This is a genomic window from Acidimicrobiia bacterium, from assembly GCA_036396535.1.
In the GTDB taxonomy this organism is placed as follows: domain Bacteria; phylum Actinomycetota; class Acidimicrobiia; order Spongiisociales; family UBA5794; genus DASWKR01.
In genome coordinates, this window is sequence record DASWKR010000035.1 from 46,059 (window position 1) to 66,102 (window position 20,044).

Consider the following 20,044-nt stretch of genomic DNA (forward strand, 5'->3'; position numbering starts at 1 on the left):
TCAGTCCCCCGGACGCCAACGCCACGCATCGACGCTGCGAAACCCGCCGGATCCGTCTCCGTAACAGCAGGCCGCGCCCCACATCAGAACCTCGTCGCCCGTCCACACCATGTCGGTGGAGAGGCCCGAACCGGGGAGCCGTACCTGGGTCCACTCGCCCGTGACCGGGTCGTAGACAGCTGCGATTCCCCACTGTGGGACGAGAATTCGGTCGCCGATGGCGACGGGACCCTGGGCGCCTTCCGTCCCGGGAAGCGTGATCGTGGCGATCTCGGACCAAGAGTCGGTGGCTGGGTCGTACGCCATGGTCGGGTGCGTCTCGTCTTCCCACACGATCATTCGGCCGCCCACGACGGCCGTCTGATTCGGGAAGGAGCAGTCGGCGAGCTCCGCGGTGCGTAGTGACACGGCAGGCACCGTGAACCACCCGTCGGAGGTCCAGGCCGCCGCCTCCCTCCCTTCACAGATCCCGCTGGCGTTGCCGATGGCGTACAGGACGCCATCGAGAACGCGCAGGGCGCCCTGGTAGGTGTCGCCTCCCTCACCGAAGCCGACGTCGGGGAGTTGGACCCAGGCGTCGGAACCCTGAGGAAGGACGTGGATGCCGACGTCGTTCCACAGGGCGACGGCGTCGCCGGTCCAGACGACCAGACCGGGAGCATGTGGCGGCGCCAGACCCTCGGCGACGATCCGCCAACCGTCGGAGACCGGGTCGTAGGCGGCGGTCGCCTCCTCCGAGATCACCACCATCTCGTCGCCTGCCCAGACGGCGCGAGTGAGTGTCGACGGCTCGAGCGGCGCACGGGGCAGGATCCGCCACGCCGACGTCTCCGGATCGAATGCGGCGCCGTCGACGAGATCGGGTGGTCGGTCGCCCTCGGCGCCGCCCCAGACGACCATCTCGGACCCGGTCCAAAGAACGTCGTGGCCGCCGCGCGGGGCGAAAAGGCCCGGAGGGAGGTAGTACTCGTCGGTCTCAGGTCGCGGCTCCGGTGACTCGACCCACACGTCGACGTCGGGCCACTCGGGCGCCGGAGCGAAGACGCGGTCGGCCGGAATCACCTGCACGGCCCGGGTCTCATTGCAAGCCACGGCCAGTTCGCCGCAGCCCCGCTGCACCACGAACGGACCGAAGTCCAGCGACATCTGGAGGGGGACCTCGTCGTCGGACGTCCACCGGAACGGCGGGTGGAGCTGCGGGGCCGGCAAGCCGCCGGCAGGCGAGCCCTCGATCCCGGCCTGCAAGGCCTGCCATCCGAGGGGACCCGAACCGAGCGCCGCCAGCACGTGCGGGTACACCTCGATGCGCATGGTCCAGTCGCCCGTCGGAACGAGATATCTGTCGTTCTCGAAGGACCCCGCGTCGATCCGCCCGTGCGAAAAGGTGGTGATGCCGACGACCGGCGACGTACCGTCGGCGAGGTCGACGGCGATGGCCGCCGAGATGCCCGCCGGCAGGCGGGTCATCTCGATCGCCGGCTCGAAGAGCGCCCGGAACTGCGTGCCGTCGGGCAGGCGGCCGGAGACAGTGGACTCGGGCGAAGGACCGGCCAGCACCGTCGTCGACGGCACCGTCGTCGTAGGCACCGTCGTCGTGACCGTGGTGCCGGCGGTGGTCGGGACGGTCACGACGGGATCCGGCTCCTCGGAGCCGCGGAACAGCCCCGTCGCCAGCACCACGACCACCACGGCGAAGGCGGCCGCGCCGAGAGCGACGACCAGAGGTGAACGCCGCCGGTCGTCGAGCTCGGGCGCCTCGTCCGGGAACAGCGAGTCAGCTTCTGCGAGGCTGCGCCGGATCCGTTCGTCGAGCATCACGACTCCTCCCCGAGCAGCGCTCCGAGCCGAGCACGGCCCCGCTTCAAATGGCTCCTGACCGTCTCGACGGCGCAACCGAGGACGTCTGCGATGTCGCCGTGCGACAGATCTGCGAAGTACGCCAGCACCACCACCTCGGCCTGCCTGGCGGGCAACGCCCGGATGGCGTCCCACACGGCGACCGCGTCCGGCGACAGCGCCGGCGCCGACTGGGCGCGGCGCGCCCGCACGAGGGCGCGGGCCTCGGCCCCGAGCCTGCGAAACCGCGACACGGCATGGTTCGTCACGACCCTGCGCACCCAGGCGCCCGGGTGATCCATGCGGCCGACCTCGTCCCACCGCCGGAACGCCGCGGTGAACCCCTCTTGGACGAGCTCCTCGGCGACGCCCCGGTCACGGCACAGGGCGAAGGCCAGCCCGAGCACCGCCCGGTACTCGGAGCGATAGAACTGCCCGAAGTCCCGAGCCGCCCGGACAACCGGGTCACTCACGTGTCGCTGGACCATCGCCACACGAAGTGAATCGCACGAGCAGTCGCCAAGTGGTCAGCGCCAGAACGCGAGTGAGGAGCCCGGCGGGGCCCCTCACCCATCTCACTCCGCCCGCGGGACGGGCCTGCTACTGGAGCCAGGCGCTCCACACGTCCTCGTGGTTGGCGACCCACTCGGCGGCGACCGCTGCTGGATCGTCCCCGTCGATCTCGAACGAGGGCAGCATCTCGAGCTGATCGTCCGTCGTGATCGTGAACGCCTGCAGGAAGGCGAAGACGTCGGGAGCCTTCTCCTCGAGCATCGCCGAGGCCGCCTTGAACAGAGCGTCCTCCGGGTAGTCGCAGTCCACGCCCCCGTCACCGGCAGCGGCGCTTGCACCGCACTCCTCCGTGTACTCGGGCAGTGCCACGTTGACGAGGTCGTACTTGGCGACCGCCGCCGTCGGCGTCCACCAGTACATCACAATCGGCTCGTTGGCGGCGAACCGGGCATCGAGCTCGGCGACCGTCGCAGGCTCGGACCCGGAGAACTGCACCTCGAACGGAAGCCCGAGGTTCTCGATGATCTGCTCGTCGTACTGTGAGTACGAAGGGTCGGTTCCGAGGAAACGGCCCTGATCTCCAGTCTCCGCCGTGGCGAACAGGGCGGCATTGGCCGGATCGGCGTAGCCCTCCCAGGTCGCCAGGTCGGGATGCTCGTCGATCACGAAGCTGGGGACGAACCAGCCGATCTTTCCGATCGCCCCGAGCTCGCCCATGTCGACGACCGACCCGTCGTCGAAGTAAGCCGTCTCGGCGTCGGTGACACCGGACGGCCAGATCTCGAGGACGGCGTCGAGCGTGCCGTCGGCCATCCCGGTGAACATGGCGTCGTTCTCGTTCACCTCGGTGATCTCGACCGGATACCCCAACTCGCTCTCGATGATGTTCTTTGCGACCTCGACATTGAGCCGGGATGCAGACCATGGATTGACTATCAGCGTGATGGTCGGCTTGTCGCCGGCCGGCGCCGCGGTGGTATCGCCGCTGGGGGCCGCGGTGGTATCGCCGCTGGGGGCCGCGGTGGTACCTCCGCCATCATCTCCGCACGCGGCAGCCAGCAACGCCAGCACCGCGATCAACAACAGGGTTCTTTTCATTGGTACTCCTCCGGGTCACCCGACCGCCGGGTGACTGGCCAACTACATTACCCGGATGCCCGAGACCGGCCCCATGCCCATCAAGGTGCGCAACGTGTGGAAGGTGTTCGGGGCACGCCAAGAGCGAGCCCTCGAGATGTCCCGCGACGGCTCGAGCCGCGCCGACGTCCTGGCCGCGACGGGATGCACGATCGGTGTGCGCGACGTGTCGTTCGACGTGAACCGCGGTGAGACCTTCGTGGTCATGGGGTTGTCCGGCTCCGGCAAGTCGACGCTCATCCGGTGCGTCTCACGGCTCACGAACGTTTCCAGCGGGACCGTTCTCATCGACGGCGAAGACGTCACCGCCATGAATGACGCCGCGCTCCGCGACCTACGCCGCCGCAAGCTGTCGATGGTGTTCCAGCACTTCGGTCTGTTCCCCCACAGGCGGGTCATCGACAACGCCGCGTACGGCCTCGAGGTACAGGGCATGAAACGGGATGAGCGGCACGAGAAGGCGCTCGCAGTGCTCGACATGGTGGGACTCGGCGGCTGGGACCAGCACTACCCGCAACAGCTCTCGGGTGGGATGCAGCAGCGCGTCGGCCTTGCCAGGGCGCTTGCGGTCGAGCCCGAGATCCTCTTCTTCGACGAGCCGTTCTCGGCCCTCGACCCGCTCATCCGGCGCGACATGCAGGACGAGCTCATCCGACTGCAGCAAGACATGCGCAGGACGCTGGTGTTCATCACGCACGACTTCGCCGAGGCGATCAAGCTCGGGGACCGCATCGCCATCATGAAGGACGGGGCGTTCGACCAGGTCGGGACGGCTGCCGAGCTTATCACCCGTCCGGCGACCGACTACGTGCGGGAGTTCACGAGGGACATCCCGAAGGCAAAGGTGCTGACGGCGGGGGACGTGATGCACGAAGCCAACGGTGTCGACGGGTCGCGAACCGTCTCGGTCGACACGACGGTCGAGGCGCTACTGCCATCGCTCCTTCAGGACCCGCGCCCGCTCACCGTCGTCGATGCGCTCAACCAAGCCGTCGGACAGGTGGACAGGGCGGCGGTGGCATCGATGCTCGGCGAGGTCACGTGACGACGTCTGCGACCACCTTCGGATGGGCGCTCAGCGATCGCCTGCGGAGCCTCTGGTCGTGGCTGGCACTCGGGACCGGCGTCGTCGCCCTCCAAGTGGCGTTTGCGACCGCCGAGACGTTCCCGGCGTGGCTCGACACGACCCTCTCGAACCCCGTCGAGTCCGCCGGTAACTGGATCAGGGCCAACCGGCGCAGCCACGCCCTCTTCACCGGTTTCCTCAACCCGGTGACCGGAGTCGTCGACGGGATCATCAGCGGGCTGGGGAGCTTCCTCCTCTGGCTCCCCTGGTTCGTGGTCGTGGCGCTTGCGTTCATGCTTCCGGCACGGGTGAAGATGTGGAAGCAGGGCCTCGTCGCCTCGGCCGTGCTGCTCTACACCGGGATCATCGGTCTCTGGGTTCCCACCATGCAGACACTGGCCCTCATGTCCGCCTCGGTCCTCATCGCCGTGGTCATCGGGGTCCCGCTCGGTGTGTGGGGAGCGCTCTCCAGGAGAGCCGAGCACTTGATGCGCCCGGTGCTCGACGCCATGCAGACGGTTCCGGCCTTCGTCTACTTCCTCCCTCTGTTCTTCCTCCTCGGCATCGGCAACGTTCCCGCCGCGGTCGCCACCGTGATCTACGCGCTGCCTCCCGTCGTCCGGCTGACGACCCTGGGCATCAAGCAGGTGCCTTCGCAGGCCGTCGAGGCGTCGCGGGTCTTCGGATCGACGCCCCGCCAGACGATGCTCAAGGTGCAGCTCCCGATGGCGCTCCCGACCATCCTCACGGGCTTGTCGCAGACCATCATGATGGCGCTCGGCATCGTCGTGCTGGCGACGCTCATCGGCGCCAGCGGACTGGGCTCGCCCGTCCTGCAGAGCCTCAACCAGAGACGCACCGGCCGAGGCATCGCGGCCGGCCTGGCCATCGTGGCGGTTGCGATGGTGCTCGACCGGGTGTGGCGCTCGATCGCCACCCTCGACCCCGGCAGGCGGGTGAGCTGGAGGACGATCCGGTACGCGGCACTCGGCGTCGCCGCCGCCGTGATCGCAGGCCGGGCGCTCGGCTGGGTCGCCTTCCCGCACGTGTTCGACACGACCGTGTTCGATCCGATCGACGGGGCGGTTCGCTGGTCTCGGGACAACTTGACGTGGCTCACCCGGCCGGTCAACGATTTCATCGTCGCCGACGTCTACATCCCCTTGCGGGACTTCATGACTGACACGGTCTCCTGGCCGGTGCTCGTGCTGGTGGCGGCGTATGCGTCGTGGCGCGTGAAGGGATGGCGGCTGGCATTGTTCACGGGCGCCGCCATCGCGATGATCGGGCTCGTCGGGATGTGGGAGCTGTCGATCGACACCCTCGTCCAGGTGATGATCGCCACGGTCATCGCCGTCGCCGTCGCCGTCCCGATCGGCGTCTGGGCCGGGTTGCGCCCGCGGGTCGAGTCGGCGCTCGGCCCGATCCTCGACGCCCTGCAGACGATCCCTTCCCTGGTGTACATCATCCCGGTCGTCATCCTCTTCACGGTCGGCATCGTGCCCGGCGTGATCGCCTCGGTGCTCTACGCCATGGTGCCGGGCGTCCGGATCACCGCCCTCGGGATCCGGAACGTCCCCGACGAGAGCATCGAGGCATCCAAGACGTTCGGCGCAACACCGCGCCAGACCCTGTTCGGCGTGCGCCTTCCGCTGGCCGCACCCGTCATCATGGTCGGCGTGAATCAGGTGATCATGATGGTGCTCGCCATGGTCATCATCGCCGGGCTCGTCGGAGGAGGCGCGCTCGGCTTCGAGACCGTCGTCGCCCTGACGAGGTCACAGTTCGGCCACGGCGTAGAGGTCGGGCTCGCCATCGTGCTCATCGCCATGGTCCTGGATCGCTCAACGCAGGCCGCCGCCGAGCGGCTGCAGCCCCCCGCCGAGACCTGAGCCCGACTCATCGTCGAGCGCCGACTCATCGTCGAGCGCCGGCCACGAAGGCGCCGACCCCGAAGATCCACACGACGGCACCCGCACCGCTCCACCAGTCCTTGGACCGCAGCGCCGACACGAGGTAGAGCACGCCGCTCAGCGCGAAGGCGGCCCAACCCGCAGTCAGCCACCGGCTCCCGCCCGTCACGAGGCTCCCCGCCGCGCCAGGTGATAGCTTCCGACGTTGCTCATGGCGCAGGGACACTACGACTTCGTGATCGTCGGCGGCGGTTCGGCGGGCAGCGTCCTCGCCAATCGCCTCTCGGCCGATCCGTCGAACCGGGTCCTCGTCCTCGAGGCAGGCAGGCGCGACCGCAGGTGGGACGTCTTCGTCCACATGCCGGCTGCGCTCACCTACCCGATCGGGAACCGCCTCTACGACTGGAAGTACCAGTCCGAGCCGGAGCCGCACATGAACGGGAGGCGGATCTACCACGCCAGGGGCAGGATCCTCGGAGGCTCCTCCTCGATCAATGGCATGATCTTCCAACGCGGCAACCCGATGGACTACGAGCGCTGGGCGGCCGATCCCGGGATGGAGACGTGGAACTACGCCCACTGCCTCCCCTACTTCAAGAAGATGGAGTCGTCCGTCGCCGGCCCGGACGAGTACCGCGGTGGGGATGGCCCGCTCGTGCTGGAGCGGGGACCGGCAGACAACCCGCTGTTCGAGGCATTCTTCACGGCTGCCACCGAAGCCGGGTACGCCCGAACCGAAGACGTCAACGGCCACCGCCAGGAGGGTTTCGCCTCGTTCGACAGGAACATCCATCGCGGCCGGCGGCTCAGTGCTTCCAAGGCATACCTCCACCCGGTCGAGTCCCGTGACAACCTCGACGTCGTCACCCGGGCGCTCGTCACGAGGGTCGCATTCACCGGCAAGCGCGCCGGCGGAGTCGAGTACGTCACGCACGGGTCGAGGCGCTCGGCGACGGCGGGCGAGGTGATCCTGTGCGGCGGGGCGTTCAACTCGCCGCAGCTCCTCCAGCTCTCCGGAGTAGGTGACGCCGAGCACCTCGGATCCCTCGGCATCGAGGTCGTGCACCACCTGCCAGGCGTGGGGGCGAACCTCCAGGATCACCTCGAGGTGTACGTGCAGTACGCCTCCCGCCAACCGGTCTCGATGCAGCCGTGGACGGCCTGGTGGCGCAAGCCGATCGTCGGGCTGATGTGGCTGTTCCGCAAAGGCCCCGGCGCCACGAACCACTTCGAGGGAGGCGGGTTCGTGCGGTCGAACCAGGATGTGGCCTACCCGAATCTCATGTTCCACTTCCTGCCGCTCGCCATCCGCTACGACGGATCGTCCCCGGCCGGTGGGCACGGCTACCAGGTCCACGTGGGGCCGATGTACTCGGACGCCCGCGGCTCCGTGAAGATCACGTCTTCCGACCCGCGGCGCCACCCGGCGCTGCGCTTCAACTACCTGTCGACCGACCAGGACAGGAGGGAGTGGGTCGAGGCGATCAGGGTGGCGCGCGCCATCCTGAACCAGCCCGCCATGGCGCCGTACAACGGCGGCGAGGTCTCGCCGGGGGCCGCGGTGGCGACCGACGACGAGATCCTCGATTGGGTGGCCCGCGATGCCGAGACGGCGCTCCACCCATCGTGCACGTGCCGGATGGGGACGGACGACATGTCGGTCGTCGACCCGGCGACGATGCGGGTGCACGGGCTCGAGGGCATCCGCGTCGTCGACGCGTCTGCGATGCGCTACGTGACGAACGGGAACATCTACGCGCCGGTCATGATGCTGGCCGAGAGGGCAGCCGACCTCATCCTCGGGAACACGCCCCTGCCGCCCGAGCACACCGACTGGTACCGGCACCCCGGCTAGCTGCGCCGCCTGCTCCTGCGTTCCCGGCCGACTGCGGCGACGGGCACGTGCGCCTCGAGGCGCTCCTCGATCTCGGCCCGGGACGGGCGCTCTCCGTGCCGGTGGGCATCGACGGCGGCGCGCACGGCCGCCGTGTGCTCCGGAACGGAGCCGCAGCAGGTGCCGATGATGCGGGCGCCCGAGCGAATCGCCAGGTCGACGTAGCCGGCCATCCCGTCGGGCGCCACCGGGTACACAAGACGATCCGTCTCGTAGAGGGGGATCCCGCAGTTCGCCTTGGTGACGACGGGTGCGCCCGGGACGGCGTCTGTGATATCGAACGCCGCGGCGACGGCGTCACCCGGGCCGATCCCGCAGTTCGCCCCGAACGCTACGGGCTTCACGGGAAGCGACGCGTACCACTCGCCGACGGCCGACGGCGCGATGCCCATCATGGTCCTGCCCGCAGTGTCGAAGCTGAGGGTCGCCACGTAGGGGATGCCGGTGGCAACCGCCGCTTCGACGGCGGCGGCGAGCTCCTCCCACGACGAGATGGTCTCGATCCAGAGAACGTCGACGCCGGCCGCCGCCAGGGCGGCCGCTTGCTCGGAGAAGGCCGCCACGCCCTCGTCGTGACTCAGCGGCCCGAGTGGTTCGAACAGGTCGCCGGTCGGCCCGATGCTGCCGGCAACGATCACCTGGCGGCCGGCGGCGTCCGCCACGCGGCGGGCGATGGCGACCGCCGCGGCGTTCAACTCGGCGACCCGATGCTGGAGGCCGTGGAGGCGCAGCCGCCGCCCGTTGGCGCCGAAGGTGTTCGTGAGGATGACGTCGGCGCCCGCCTCCACGAAACCGGCGTGCACCCGATCGACGAGCTGCGGGTCGGACACGTTCAAGAGCTCGGGGGAGCCGCCTCCCTCGAGCCCCAGAGCGAAGAGCGTGGTACCCATGGCGCCGTCGGCGACGAGGACGCCGCGGTCGTCGAGCAGATCCTGCAAGGGGTTCGTTTCCAGGGCGACCTCCAATCGTCGTGTTGGCGGTCTGTCCCTGGGGGCCAGGAGACGAGAGAACCGCCTCAGCAAACGCCGGGCGGTTCGGTCGCCCGTCGCTTTAGCCGCATTTCTCGAGCGCCCGCAAGCTGACATCAAATCGGCGCTACCGGCAGCGTATCCGAGGCACGCCGGGATGTCCAGGACGAAGCCCACGCCCTTCAGGATCTGCGGCGCTCCACCTCGGCGACGATGGCGGGCAGCACGTCGTGGAGGTCGCCGATGACGGCGTAGTCGGCCTTGGCGACCATGTTCGCCTGGCGGTCGGTGTTGATGGCGAGGATGTGCTTCGCTCCCATGGCGCCGACCCAATGCTGGATAGCGCCCGAGATGCCGCACGCCATGTAGAGCTGCGGGGCGATCCTGGTACCCGTCTGACCGACCTGGTCGGAGTGCGGGCGCCAGCCGTTGTTGGTGGCCACCCTGGAGCAGCCGACGACGCCCCCGAGCAATCCCGCCAGCTTCTCGAGGTCGGCGAAGCCCTCGGCCGACCCGACGCCGCGGCCGCCACCGACGACGACGCGGGCGGTCGCCAGCGTCACTCCCTCCGACCGGATCTCCCGCGATCTCACGATGGTCCTGGCCAGCGACGGGTCGAGCCGGGGCGCCAGCATCCGCAGCTCGGCGCCGCGGGTCACCCCGTCGGGCGCGACGGCGCGCTCGGCGAAGGACACGATGGCGGTCGAAGTCGACGCGAGCTCGGCATCTTCGATCAGCGAGCCTCCCCAGCGGACCCGGGCGATCTTCCAGGGCGGACCCGGATCGACCGAGAGGCAGTTGGCTGCGAACGGCAGACCGAGCCGCGCCGCAGCCTGGGCGAGCACCTCGTTGCCGCGCTCCGAACCGGTGGCGACGACCGCGGTCGGGGCGATCGACGTCACCCCCTGGGCGAGAGTCTCACCCCACGCCTCCGGCCCGTAGTCGGACAGCAGCTCATGCTCGGCGACGTTGACGACGTCGACGCCGAGCGCCGCCGGGTCGTCCGGTGCCGAGCCGATCACGAGAGCATGAGCCTCCTGGCCCATGCGCCCGGCCAGACGGCGCGCTGCCGCCAGCGCCTCGAGGCCCGACTGGCTCGGCGCCGCTCCTTCCATCTCGACGAACGCCAGGACGGTCACAGAACACCGAGCTCCTCGAACAGGTCGACGACGGCAGGCGCCGCCGCCGCTCCCTCCCCGAGGATCACCGTGTCGCTCACCTCTTCGACCGGCCGGCGCAGCCCGGCGAGTCCCAGGCCACCTCGAGCGGCTGCAGTCACCAGCATTCCGACCTGCGCCTTCTTCGATGCCAGCCTCCCCGTCAGGGTCGGATAGCGGGGAAGGTTGATCCCCTCCTTGACGCCGACGACGGCGGGAAGCGGGAGCTCGTAGACCTCGACCCCGTTGCCGGCCTCGCGGCGAGCGGTCACGACGCCGTCACCCAACGCGATGCCCTTGATCCCGTTCACCATCGGCCTTCCGAGCGCGGTGGCGACCCGGATGCCCACCTGGAAGCCGCCGGAGTCGGCCGACTCGTTGCCGAAGAGAACCAGGTCGAACGTGCCGGCACGATCCTCGATGGACACGATGGCGTCTGTGAGCGCCGCCGCGGTTCGCTGCGGGTCCCAGTCGGACCCGTCGGTCTCCACGAGCGCCGCCTCGGCCACTCCGAGGCTCAGCGCGTAGCGCAGCTGCTCTTCGGCCTGGGGCGGTCCGAGCGTCATCACGGTCGCCGCCCCGCCGCTCGCCTCGGCGACCCGGATGGCCTCCTCGACGGCGCACTCCTCGTGCGGGCTCATCGTGAAGCCGAGCTGGGCGGTGTCGATGGCCATGCCGTCGTCGGTCAGGTTGATCCTCGCCCCGGGGGCGGGGACTCGCTTCACGCACACGAGGACCCGCATCAGCGCTTCATCCTCGAGTCGTCGGGATCGAACAGCGGCGTCGATCCGGCGACCGCGACCCTCACAGGGAACAGCTCGTTCATGTACATGACCCGCAGCTCGGTGCCTGCGACGCCGAGCGCGGGCGGGAGGTAGGCCATCAGCAGGTACTTGCCGACGGATGGCCCCATGGCGGCGGACGTGACCCTCGAGATCCGCCCCTTGGCATCGACGATGCGCTCGCCTTCGACCGTGAGGATCGGCTCGTTGCCGCCCGTCGGGTACCTGGCGGTCCCCGACGAGTCGCTGTGGTCCTCCATCGTGAGGGTGCACATGATGGCCGCCGGGCCCTCCTCCCTCGCCGCCAGGTAGGCAGCCTTACCGACGAATTCTGCATCCTTGACGCGCCGGCGGGCGAGGCCCGCCTCCACCGGCGAGTACTCGGACTCGAGCTCGGCTCCCATGAGGCGGTATCCCTTCTCGATGCGGCCCGTGAAGGCGTAGACGCCGATGCCGACCGGGCGGACGTCGAGGTCCTCACCAGCATGCCAGAGCGTGTCCCACAGGCGGATGCCGTGCTGCACCTCGGTGTAGATCTCCCAGCCGCTCTCGCCGACGTACGAGATGCGAAGCATCGACACCGGTATCCCGTCGACGAGCATCTCCTGAACGGTCCCGTACGGGAAGTCGGCCTGCGACACGGGGGACGACGCCACCTTGGAGACGAGCGCTTCGGCATTCGGGCCCCACACTCCGATGGTGCACAGCGCCGCGGTGCGGTTCTCGAAGTGGACGGAGCCGTCCCTCGGCAGGTTTCGCCGAAACCAGTACTCGTCCCGGCCCCCGTCGAATGCGCCGGTGACGATCCGATAGCGATCACGCGCGATGCGCATGACCGTGAGGTCGGAGCGGAACCCGCCGCCCTCCGTGAGGAGTGGGGTGTAGATCGCCGTGCCGACCGGCCGGTCGACCTTGTTGACGGTCAGCCACTCCATGAGATCGACTGCGCCCGGGCCGGTCACCTCGAAGATCTGGAATGCCGTCAGGTCGACGAGCCCGACCTTCTCACGGAGGTGGAGGTGCTCGCCGGTGATGATCGGCGACCACCAGCGGCGGTCCCACTCATTGGGGCGATCCTCGGCACCGTGGCGTTCGACGAGGTCCTCGTTCGACTCGTACCACTGCGGCCGCTCCCAGCCGCGGGCGTCGAAGAACACCGCTCCGAGCGCCTCTTCCCTCGGGTAGAACGGCGAGTAGTTCATGCCGCGCTCGGATGCCCACTGCTCCCTCGGGTGGACGATGCCGTACGTCTTGTTGAAGTGCTCGGCGCACCTCGCCTCGATGTGGTGGACGGTTCTCTCGTGGGGGTAGAACCGGGCGATGTCCGAACCGTGAGGGTCGCACATGTGCGGGTACCCGTGGGTCATCCACTCGGCGACCATCTTGGCGATCCCGGGTCCCTCCTTGATCCACACCGCGGCGGCCGACCACAGGTTCTCGACCTCGACCGTCTCTCCGAGCACCGGCATGGCGTCCGGCGTGAGAGAGAGGAGGCCGTTGACGGCGTAGCGGATCTCTGCGGTGCCGAGGATGCCTCCCATCAGCTCGAGGGCGTCTTCGAGCTGCGGATCGAAGTCCTCCTGCGTGAACGGCAGCTCGGTCGGCGACAGGGCGGCGTCCTCGATCGCAGGGATCCGGTCCGGGTCGTGGAACATCGGGCGATGGGCGTACGAGCCGACCTCCATCGAGCCGGCCGACTGGCGCTCGTACATGAAGGTGTCCATGTCGCGGACGATCGGGTATCCGATCTCGTTGTTGGTCGCCTGGAGGATCTCGATGGGCCCCACGTCGACCATCTGGTGTACGGCCGGAGTGAGCGGGATCGTCGCCCCGGCCATGGCGGCGATTCGGGGGCTCCAGACGCCACAGGCGATGACGACGTTGTCGGTCTCGATCCTGCCCCGAGTCGTGACCACCGCGGAGACCCTGGGCCTGCCGAAGGGCTGCGACTCCGTCTCGATCGCCGTCACCTCGGTGTTCGCCAACGAGCGCAGAGCACCCTTGGCCTGGGCGGTGTCACGCATGAGCGTGCCGAATCCCAGCGAGTCGACGACCGAGACCGTCGGCGAATGGAACCCGCCGAGGATCACGTTCTCGTCGATGAACGGGACGAGCTCCTTGACCCGCGCCGGCGACAACAGCTGTGCCTCGATGCCGTAGGCCTTGGCGGACGTCATACGACGCCGCAGCTCCTCCATCCGCTCCTCGGTGCGGGCGACCTCGATGCCGCCGCTCGTCGTGTTGAGGCCCGCCTCCTCGTACTGGCGCTGCGATTCGAGCGTCAGGTACGTCATCTCCTTGTTGTGATCCACCGGGAAGATGAAGTTCGAGGCGTGGCCCGTCGAACCTCCCGGGTTGGGAAGAGGGCCCTTGTCGACCTGCACGATGTCGGTCCAGCCCAGCTCGGCGAGCTGCCCCACGAGGCAGTTGCCGACGATGCCGGCACCGATGACGACGACGTTCGCCCGGCTGGGAAGCTCGCTCAAGGGTCCCTCCTGCACTATGACACGCCACAGGGTCGTGGCCCATCGACACACGACGCCGCGACCGCTACTGTTCCGCATCGTAAAACGATCCCGCATCGTGGAACAAGTGCCCCCGAGCCAGGAGACCCACGGTGGCAGATGACGAACTCGATCTGTCGACTCTCGACGACACCGAGCTGGTCGAGCAGATGCACGACGACCTCTACGACGGCCTCGCCCCGGAGATCGTCGAGGGCACGAACATCCTCCTCTCGCGAGGGTGGGAAGCCCAGGAGGTGCTCAACAAGGCGCTCGTCGAGGGCATGCGCATCGTCGGCATCGACTTTCGCGACGGGATCCTCTTCGTCCCGGAGGTGCTCCTCGCCGCCAACGCCATGAAGGCCGGAATGGCCATACTCCGCCCGCTCCTCGCCGAGACCGGAGCGGAGACGATCGGGAAGGTCGTCGTCGGCACCGTCAAGGGTGACATCCACGACATCGGCAAGAACCTGGTGGCGATGATGCTCGAGGGCTCCGGTTTCGAGGTGATCGACCTCGGCATCAACACGGACGCCGAGGAGTTCATCGCAGCGCTCGAGGAGCACAGGCCGGAGATCCTCGGCATGTCCGCCCTGCTCACGACGACGATGCCCTACATGAAGGTCGTGATCGACGCCCTCGTCGAGCGCGGCATGCGGGACGACTACATCGTCCTCGTCGGAGGCGCTCCGCTCAACGAGGAGTTCGGACGAGCCGTCGGCGCCGATGCGTACTGCCGCGACGCAGCCGTCGCCGCCGAGACGGCCGAGGCGCTGGTGCTCGCCAAGCGCCTCATGTCCGGAGAGGACTGACCCGGTGGGCGCATACGTCATCGCCTGCGGCGCCCTCGCCCGCGAGCTCGGAAGCGTCATCTCCGCCTCACGGTTGGCCGGGATCACGGTCGAGTACCTCCCGGCTGGGCTCCACAACACACCCGACCGGATACCGGCGCTGGTCGACGAGCGTCTCGCCAGAGCGGCCGCCACCCACGAGTCGCTCTTCGTCGCCTATGCCGACTGCGGCACGGGAGGCCTTCTCGACCCGGTTGTGGCGAGGCATGGCGCCACCCGTCTCCCGGGTGCCCATTGCTACGAGTTCTTCGCGGGACACGCGCTGTTTGCCGAGCTCCACGCCGCAGAGCCCGGCACGTTCTATCTGACCGACTACCTGGCGCGGAACTTCGAGAGGCTGGTGTGGGCCGGCCTCGGCATCGATCGGTGGCCGCAGCTGCGCGACTCCTATTTCGGCAACTACCACCGCCTGGTGTACCTCTCCCAGACGCGAGACGAGGCAACGCTCGCAAAAGCGACGCGGGCCGCCGCCAAGCTCGGCCTCGCCTTCGAGCACCGTCACGTCGGGCTCGGACTGCTCGAGCCGGCGATCCGCGGCCTCGGTGCCGCATGAGCAGGCGGTCCGACGGAGCGATGCTCACGGTGATCTGGTGGCGCGACATCCCAGCGCAGGTGACCGCCCGCAGAGGCGAGCACGTCGTCAGGAGGGAGCTCTCCCCTCAGTTCCAGGTGGCCATCGACAGGGCCGCGATGCACGCCGGCCTCATCGGCACGGACGCCTACCTCGACGAGTGGCGCAAGGTCACCACACCGTGCGACGAGGACCTCCAGACGGCAGTGGACGCGGTTGCCGCCGACCTCGAAGAGACCTACCCGGCGACCCGCCTGGCGCGGGTGGCCGGCAACCTCGGATACGAGGAGCAGCCGTGACAGACACGGTCGTCTCCTCCGCCGTCAAGGAGGTGGTGATCGGCCTCGACCGGCCCTTCGTCCTCATCGGCGAGCGGATCAACCCGACCGGTCGCAAGCTCCTCGCCGAGGAGATGAGGAACGGCGACTACAGCAGGGTCGTCGCAGACGCCATCGCTCAGGTGGACGCCGGGGCGCATATGCTCGACGTTAACGCCGGCATCCCGCTGGCCAACGAGCCTGCGATCCTCGCCGAGACGATCAAGCTCGTGCAGTCGCTCGTCGACGTGCCCCTCTCCATCGACTCCTCCATCGTCGCCGCCCTTCAGGCGGGTCTCGAGGCATACGACGGCAAGGCGCTCGTCAACTCGGTCACGGGAGAGGACGAGCGCCTCGAATCCGTGCTGCCGCTCGTCGCCAAGCACGGCGCCGCGGTGGTCGCCATCACGAACGACGAGACAGGGATCGCCGAGGACCCCGACGTCCGATTCGAGGTTGCCAGGAAGATCGTCGGCCGGGCCGCCGACCACGGGATCCCGCTGTCGGACATCGTCGTCGACCCCCTCGTGATGCCGATCGGGGCGATCGGGACGGCCGGGCGCCAGGTGCTCCACCTCGTGCGAAGGCTCCACGACGAACTCCGGGTCAACACGACGTGCGGTGCGTCGAACATCAGCTTCGGCCTGCCCCATCGGGTCGGCATCAACGCCGCCTTCCTCACGATGGCCATCGGGGCCGGGCTGACTTCGGCGATCACGAACCCGATGGAGAGCGAGATTCGCCAGGCGATCCTGGCGGCCGACGTCCTCACAGGGCACGACAGGAACTGCGAGGCCTGGATCCTGGCGCACCGACCGCCCGCCGCAGATGAGCAGGGCGGCAGGCGGCAGAACAGGCGCCGCAGCTCAGGATGAGCGATCAGGCCGACGTCATTCGAGGTCCGGCCCCCAAGGATGTGCGCGTCACCTTCACGCCCTCCGGGAGACGAGGCAGCTTCGCAGCGGGGACGACCGTTCTCGATGCCGCCAGGGAGATCGGCGTCGACCTCGATTCGGTGTGCGGCGGCCGGGGCATCTGCGGCCGATGCCAGGTGGCGATCGGAGCGGCTCCCGGCGCCTCCGGCGTCCACGGCAGGCTGAGCCCACCGGGCCCGACCGAGACCGAGTACCGGGGAAGGCGGCCTCTCGCCGACGGCAGGCGGCTCGGGTGCGCCGCCCATCTGCTCGGTGACGTCGTGATCGACGTGCCCTCCGAGAGCCAGGTGCACCGCCAGGTCGTGCGCAAAGAGGCAGGCGTCGACGCTCTCCCCGTCGACCCCGTCGTGCGGCTCCACTACGTCGAGGTCGAGCCCCCGGCGCTCGAGAGCCCGTCCGGCGACCTGGAACGTGTCCTCGCCGCGCTGACTCGGGAGTGGGGCATGACCGTCTCCGAGACGGACGATCACGTGCTGAAGATCCTCCAAGGGGCGCTGCGCGCCACGGTGCCGGGGCCGGCATGGTCGGTGACGCTGGCCGTCCGAGAGGAGAGCCGCCTCGTAGGGGTCTGGCCCGGATATCGGGACACGGTCTACGGCGCCGCCTTCGACATCGGCTCCACCACCATCGCAGGACACGTGTGCGACCTGGCGACCGGCGCAGTGCTCGCCTCCGCCGGGGTGATGAATCCGCAAATCGCCTTCGGCGAGGACCTCATGAGCCGGGTGAGCTACGTCCAGATGAATCCCGGAGGCGACCGGCTGCTGACGAAGGTCGTCAGGGAAGCCGTCGACGGGCTCCTCGGCGAGTTGACGGAGCGCGCGGGGATCGAGCGTGACGAGATCCTCGAGGTGACCGTCGTCGGCAACCCGATCATGCACCATCTCTTCCACGGAATCGACCCGACCCAGCTCGGCACGGCGCCGTTCGCTCTGGCGACGACCGCCGCCTTGACGACGACGACTCGATCGAACGAGCTGAGCACCCACCCTGGTGCCAGGGTCTATGCGCTCCCATGCATCGCCGGTCACGTCGGGGCGGACGCGGCGGCCGCCACCCTCGCCGAGGGCCCGCACCGCGGTGACGAGCTGCAGCTGCTCATCGACGTCGGCACGAACGCCGAGATCGTGCTCGGGAACCGGGACCGGCTCCTCGCCGCCTCCTCACCGACCGGACCTGCCTTCGAGGGGGCCCAGATCTCGGCGGGTCAACGAGCGGCCCCGGGCGCCATCGAGCGGGTCAGGATCGACAGGGAGACGCTGCAGCCCCGCTTCAGCGTCATCGGCTCCGAGCTGTGGTCGGACCATCCCGGCTTCGCCGACGCCGTCGGCGCCACCGGAGTGACGGGGATCTGCGGCTCGGGGATCATCGAAGCCGTCGCCGAGATGTACCTGGCTGGGATCGTGTCGCGCGACGGCGTCGTCGCCGGCTTGGACCACCCACGGATCGTGCCAACCGGGCGAACGTACTCCTATCGGCTCCTCGAAGACCCGCTCATCGAGGTGACCCAGAACGACGTCAGGGCGATCCAGCTCGCCAAGGCGGCGCTCCAGGCGGGGTGCCGCCTGCTCATGGAGCACGCAGGGGTCGACGGCGTGGACGAGGTGCGGCTCGCCGGGGCGTTCGGGGCGCACATCGACCCGATGCACGCCATGGTGCTCGGCATGATCCCCGACTGCGACCTCGACAAGGTGCGAGCCGCCGGGAACGCGGCCGGCGTCGGGGCGTTGATGGCACTCACGTCACGTGCTGCCAGGGCCGAGATCGAGCTGGTGGCTCGCTCCATCGAGAAGATCGAGACGGCCACCGAACCGCGGTTCCAGGAGCACTTCGTCGCGGCGATGGGGTTCCCGAACTCGGTCGTGCCGTACCCGATGCTCTCGGCGAGGGTCGAGCTGCCGGAGCCGGCGGCAGCCGCTCCCCGCGGTCGGGGCAGGCGCGGACGCCGGGACGTCCCGTGAGCGGCGTGCAGAGCATCGAGCGGGCATTCGCCATCCTCGAAGCACTCGCCGCCGGCCCGGCGGGCGTCACCGAGCTCGCCGAGCTCATCGCTCTCCCCAAGTCGACCGTGGCGAGGATCCTCGGCACCCTCGCAGACCTGGGAGCCGTCGAGCGCGTCGACCAGTCGACGGACTTCCAGATCGGCCAGAGCCTGGCGGGCCTGGCAGGCGTCTCGAGCGCCGCGGCCACAATGGTGGTCGCCGTGCGGCCGGTGCTCGACAAGCTCGCCTCCGAGATCGGCGAGGCGGCCGAGTTCAGCGTGCCGGAGGGATACCTCATCCGCTATCTCATCCAGGTCGAGAGCCCGAGCCCCGTGCAGGTGCGCGACTACACCGGGCTGCTGTCACCGCTCCACGTCGTCCCGGCCGGGTTGTGCGTCATGGCCCACTGGCCGAACGAGGAGCTGGAGCGTTACCTCGCTCGGCCACTCGAGGCATACACCGCCAAGACGGAGACCAGGCCGGCCCACATCAGGCGCCGGCTGGAAGGCATCCGCCAGGCCGGTTGGGCGTGGCAGCACGAGGAGTTCGCCGAAGGGATCAGCTCGGTGGCCGCGCCCGTCTTCGACCAACTCGGGAGGATCGCCGGGGCGATCACGGTTCACGGTCCGACGTACCGATTCCCCGGTTCTCGTCGTTCCGAGGAGATCGCCCGATTCGTCTGCGACTCGGCGCAGCGCTTCTCGGTGAGAGCGAGGACCCCCTCCTAGACCTGCCCTATGAGCCGTCGGCGAAGAGCGACCTCTCCAGGTCGCCGCCCTCGAAGACAGGCTTGCGCCTCGCGAACCACTCCTCACCGAAGGCCACACGGAACACGTCATCGGGGAGCTGGAGCCACCAGGAGCCCTCGGCGATCTGGCTGGCGTGCGCCGCCATGGCCTGGCGCTTGCGCTCCACATGTCCCGAAACGTCGACCACCGTCGTCAGCTCGTCCTCAGGCAGCCCGAGGTCGTCGAACGAACCCTCTTCATCCTCGTCCCAGCCTTCCAGGCCGGCGGCGACGGCTGCCTCGGCGAGGGCGGCGACCCTGTCACGGTTGATCGTCGACTCGTACACCCGCGGCGTGCCGGCGACCTCTGCGGCGCGGGCTCCGACCCGGTGGACCTGGATGTGGTCGGGGTGACCGTAACCACCATTGGCGTCGTAGAAGGTGACGACGTCTGCCGTCTCCTCCATGAGGATGGCGGCCAACCGGTGCGCCGCCTGTTCCACTTCCGCCTGCCAGAAGGCATCCGGATGAGCGTTCGACTCGGCTCCCATCATGCCCGAGTCCCGATATCCGAGGAACTCGACCCTGGCGACCCCGAGGAGCGAGGCGGCTCGCAGCGTCTCCTCTCTGCGGCGGTCACCGAGACTCTCCCCCGACGTCAGGAAGCCATCCTCCACCTCGCCCTCCTCGCCGGAGGTCGCCACGACGAGCACGACACGGTGACCCGCCGCGACGGCCCTGAGGACCGTGCCGCCGACCCCGATCGCCTCGTCGTCCGGGTGGGCGTGGAAGGTGACGAGCGTTGCCATGGAAGCGGAGAGATTAGGGTCGGAACCGACAGAGCCCGCTCCCATGAGAGCGGGCTCTGAGACAGTTCGGGAGCGGCAGTTG

Annotated in this window: 18 protein-coding genes; 9 read left to right on the forward strand and 9 right to left on the reverse strand. The window is 69.0% G+C overall.

What is annotated here, in order from left to right; translation table 11 throughout:
* The 3 genes from VGC47_06215 to VGC47_06225 form a co-directional block, all read right to left on the reverse strand.
* On the reverse strand, positions 1-1,815 hold the full coding sequence (locus VGC47_06215; protein ID HEX9854888.1) for a hypothetical protein: 1,815 nt from the start codon (positions 1,813-1,815) through the stop codon (positions 1-3).
* Complete coding sequence (locus VGC47_06220; GenBank protein ID HEX9854889.1) at positions 1,815-2,309, reverse strand: SigE family RNA polymerase sigma factor; 495 nt, start codon at positions 2,307-2,309, stop codon at positions 1,815-1,817. The genes VGC47_06215 and VGC47_06220 overlap by 1 nt, the downstream gene beginning before the upstream one ends.
* 127 nt (positions 2,310-2,436) lie before the next feature.
* The gene (locus VGC47_06225; protein ID HEX9854890.1) at positions 2,437-3,447 is read right to left on the reverse strand and encodes a glycine betaine ABC transporter substrate-binding protein; all 1,011 of its coding nucleotides are present in this window, start codon (positions 3,445-3,447) and stop codon (positions 2,437-2,439) included.
* A 55-nt stretch (positions 3,448-3,502) separates the two neighbouring features.
* Between VGC47_06225 and VGC47_06230 the strand changes: the two genes are divergently transcribed.
* On the forward strand, positions 3,503-4,531 hold the full coding sequence (locus VGC47_06230; GenBank protein HEX9854891.1) for a glycine betaine/L-proline ABC transporter ATP-binding protein: 1,029 nt from the start codon (positions 3,503-3,505) through the stop codon (positions 4,529-4,531).
* The gene (locus VGC47_06235) at positions 4,528-6,444 is read left to right on the forward strand and encodes an ABC transporter permease subunit (protein HEX9854892.1); all 1,917 of its coding nucleotides are present in this window, start codon (positions 4,528-4,530) and stop codon (positions 6,442-6,444) included. The genes VGC47_06230 and VGC47_06235 overlap by 4 nt, the downstream gene beginning before the upstream one ends.
* Before the next feature lie 25 nt (positions 6,445-6,469).
* Here the strand turns inward: VGC47_06235 and VGC47_06240 are convergent, their stop codons facing one another.
* Positions 6,470-6,634, reverse strand: a complete 165-nt coding sequence (locus tag VGC47_06240) for a hypothetical protein (GenBank protein HEX9854893.1) — start codon at positions 6,632-6,634, stop codon at positions 6,470-6,472.
* 42 nt (positions 6,635-6,676) lie between these two features.
* Between VGC47_06240 and betA the strand changes: the two genes are divergently transcribed.
* Positions 6,677-8,320, forward strand: coding sequence for a choline dehydrogenase (gene betA / locus VGC47_06245; protein HEX9854894.1), 1,644 nt, complete (start codon positions 6,677-6,679; stop codon positions 8,318-8,320).
* Here betA and bmt read toward each other — a convergent pair.
* The 4 genes from bmt to VGC47_06265 all read right to left on the reverse strand — a co-directional run bounded on the left by bmt (position 8,317) and on the right by VGC47_06265 (position 13,752).
* Positions 8,317-9,297, reverse strand: coding sequence for a betaine--homocysteine S-methyltransferase (bmt, locus tag VGC47_06250; protein ID HEX9854895.1), 981 nt, complete (start codon positions 9,295-9,297; stop codon positions 8,317-8,319). The genes betA and bmt overlap by 4 nt on opposite strands.
* Before the next feature lie 212 nt (positions 9,298-9,509).
* On the reverse strand, positions 9,510-10,466 hold the full coding sequence (locus tag VGC47_06255) for an electron transfer flavoprotein subunit alpha/FixB family protein (protein HEX9854896.1): 957 nt from the start codon (positions 10,464-10,466) through the stop codon (positions 9,510-9,512).
* On the reverse strand, positions 10,463-11,227 hold the full coding sequence (locus VGC47_06260; protein HEX9854897.1) for an electron transfer flavoprotein subunit beta/FixA family protein: 765 nt from the start codon (positions 11,225-11,227) through the stop codon (positions 10,463-10,465). The genes VGC47_06255 and VGC47_06260 overlap by 4 nt, the downstream gene beginning before the upstream one ends.
* Positions 11,227-13,752 (reverse strand): FAD-dependent oxidoreductase, encoded by a 2,526-nt coding sequence (locus VGC47_06265; protein HEX9854898.1) that lies wholly within the window; start codon positions 13,750-13,752, stop codon positions 11,227-11,229. Before VGC47_06265 ends, VGC47_06260 begins: the two co-directional genes overlap by 1 nt.
* Positions 13,753-13,940: 188 nt before the next feature.
* Here VGC47_06265 and VGC47_06270 point away from each other — a divergent pair, with 188 nt between their 5' ends.
* Genes VGC47_06270 through VGC47_06295 form a run of 6 tightly spaced genes read left to right on the forward strand, consistent with a single transcriptional unit; the run spans position 13,941 to position 19,154 of the window.
* The gene (locus VGC47_06270) at positions 13,941-14,582 is read left to right on the forward strand and encodes a corrinoid protein (GenBank protein HEX9854899.1); all 642 of its coding nucleotides are present in this window, start codon (positions 13,941-13,943) and stop codon (positions 14,580-14,582) included.
* Positions 14,583-14,586: 4 nt separating this feature from the next.
* Entirely contained in the window at positions 14,587-15,174 is a 588-nt protein-coding gene (locus VGC47_06275; protein ID HEX9854900.1) for a DUF1638 domain-containing protein, read from the forward strand.
* On the forward strand, positions 15,171-15,491 hold the full coding sequence (locus VGC47_06280) for a virulence factor (protein HEX9854901.1): 321 nt from the start codon (positions 15,171-15,173) through the stop codon (positions 15,489-15,491). Before VGC47_06275 ends, VGC47_06280 begins: the two co-directional genes overlap by 4 nt.
* Positions 15,488-16,384, forward strand: a complete 897-nt coding sequence (locus VGC47_06285) for a dihydropteroate synthase (protein HEX9854902.1) — start codon at positions 15,488-15,490, stop codon at positions 16,382-16,384. The genes VGC47_06280 and VGC47_06285 overlap by 4 nt, the downstream gene beginning before the upstream one ends.
* Positions 16,381-18,405: an ASKHA domain-containing protein gene (locus VGC47_06290; GenBank protein ID HEX9854903.1), complete on the forward strand. Its 2,025-nt coding sequence runs from the start codon at positions 16,381-16,383 to the stop codon at positions 18,403-18,405. Before VGC47_06285 ends, VGC47_06290 begins: the two co-directional genes overlap by 4 nt.
* Entirely contained in the window at positions 18,402-19,154 is a 753-nt protein-coding gene (locus tag VGC47_06295; GenBank protein HEX9854904.1) for an IclR family transcriptional regulator, read from the forward strand. Before VGC47_06290 ends, VGC47_06295 begins: the two co-directional genes overlap by 4 nt.
* A gap of 7 nt (positions 19,155-19,161) precedes the next feature.
* Here the strand turns inward: VGC47_06295 and VGC47_06300 are convergent, their stop codons facing one another.
* The gene (locus VGC47_06300; protein ID HEX9854905.1) at positions 19,162-19,962 is read right to left on the reverse strand and encodes a PIG-L family deacetylase; all 801 of its coding nucleotides are present in this window, start codon (positions 19,960-19,962) and stop codon (positions 19,162-19,164) included.
* Positions 19,963-20,044 lie beyond the last annotated feature (82 nt).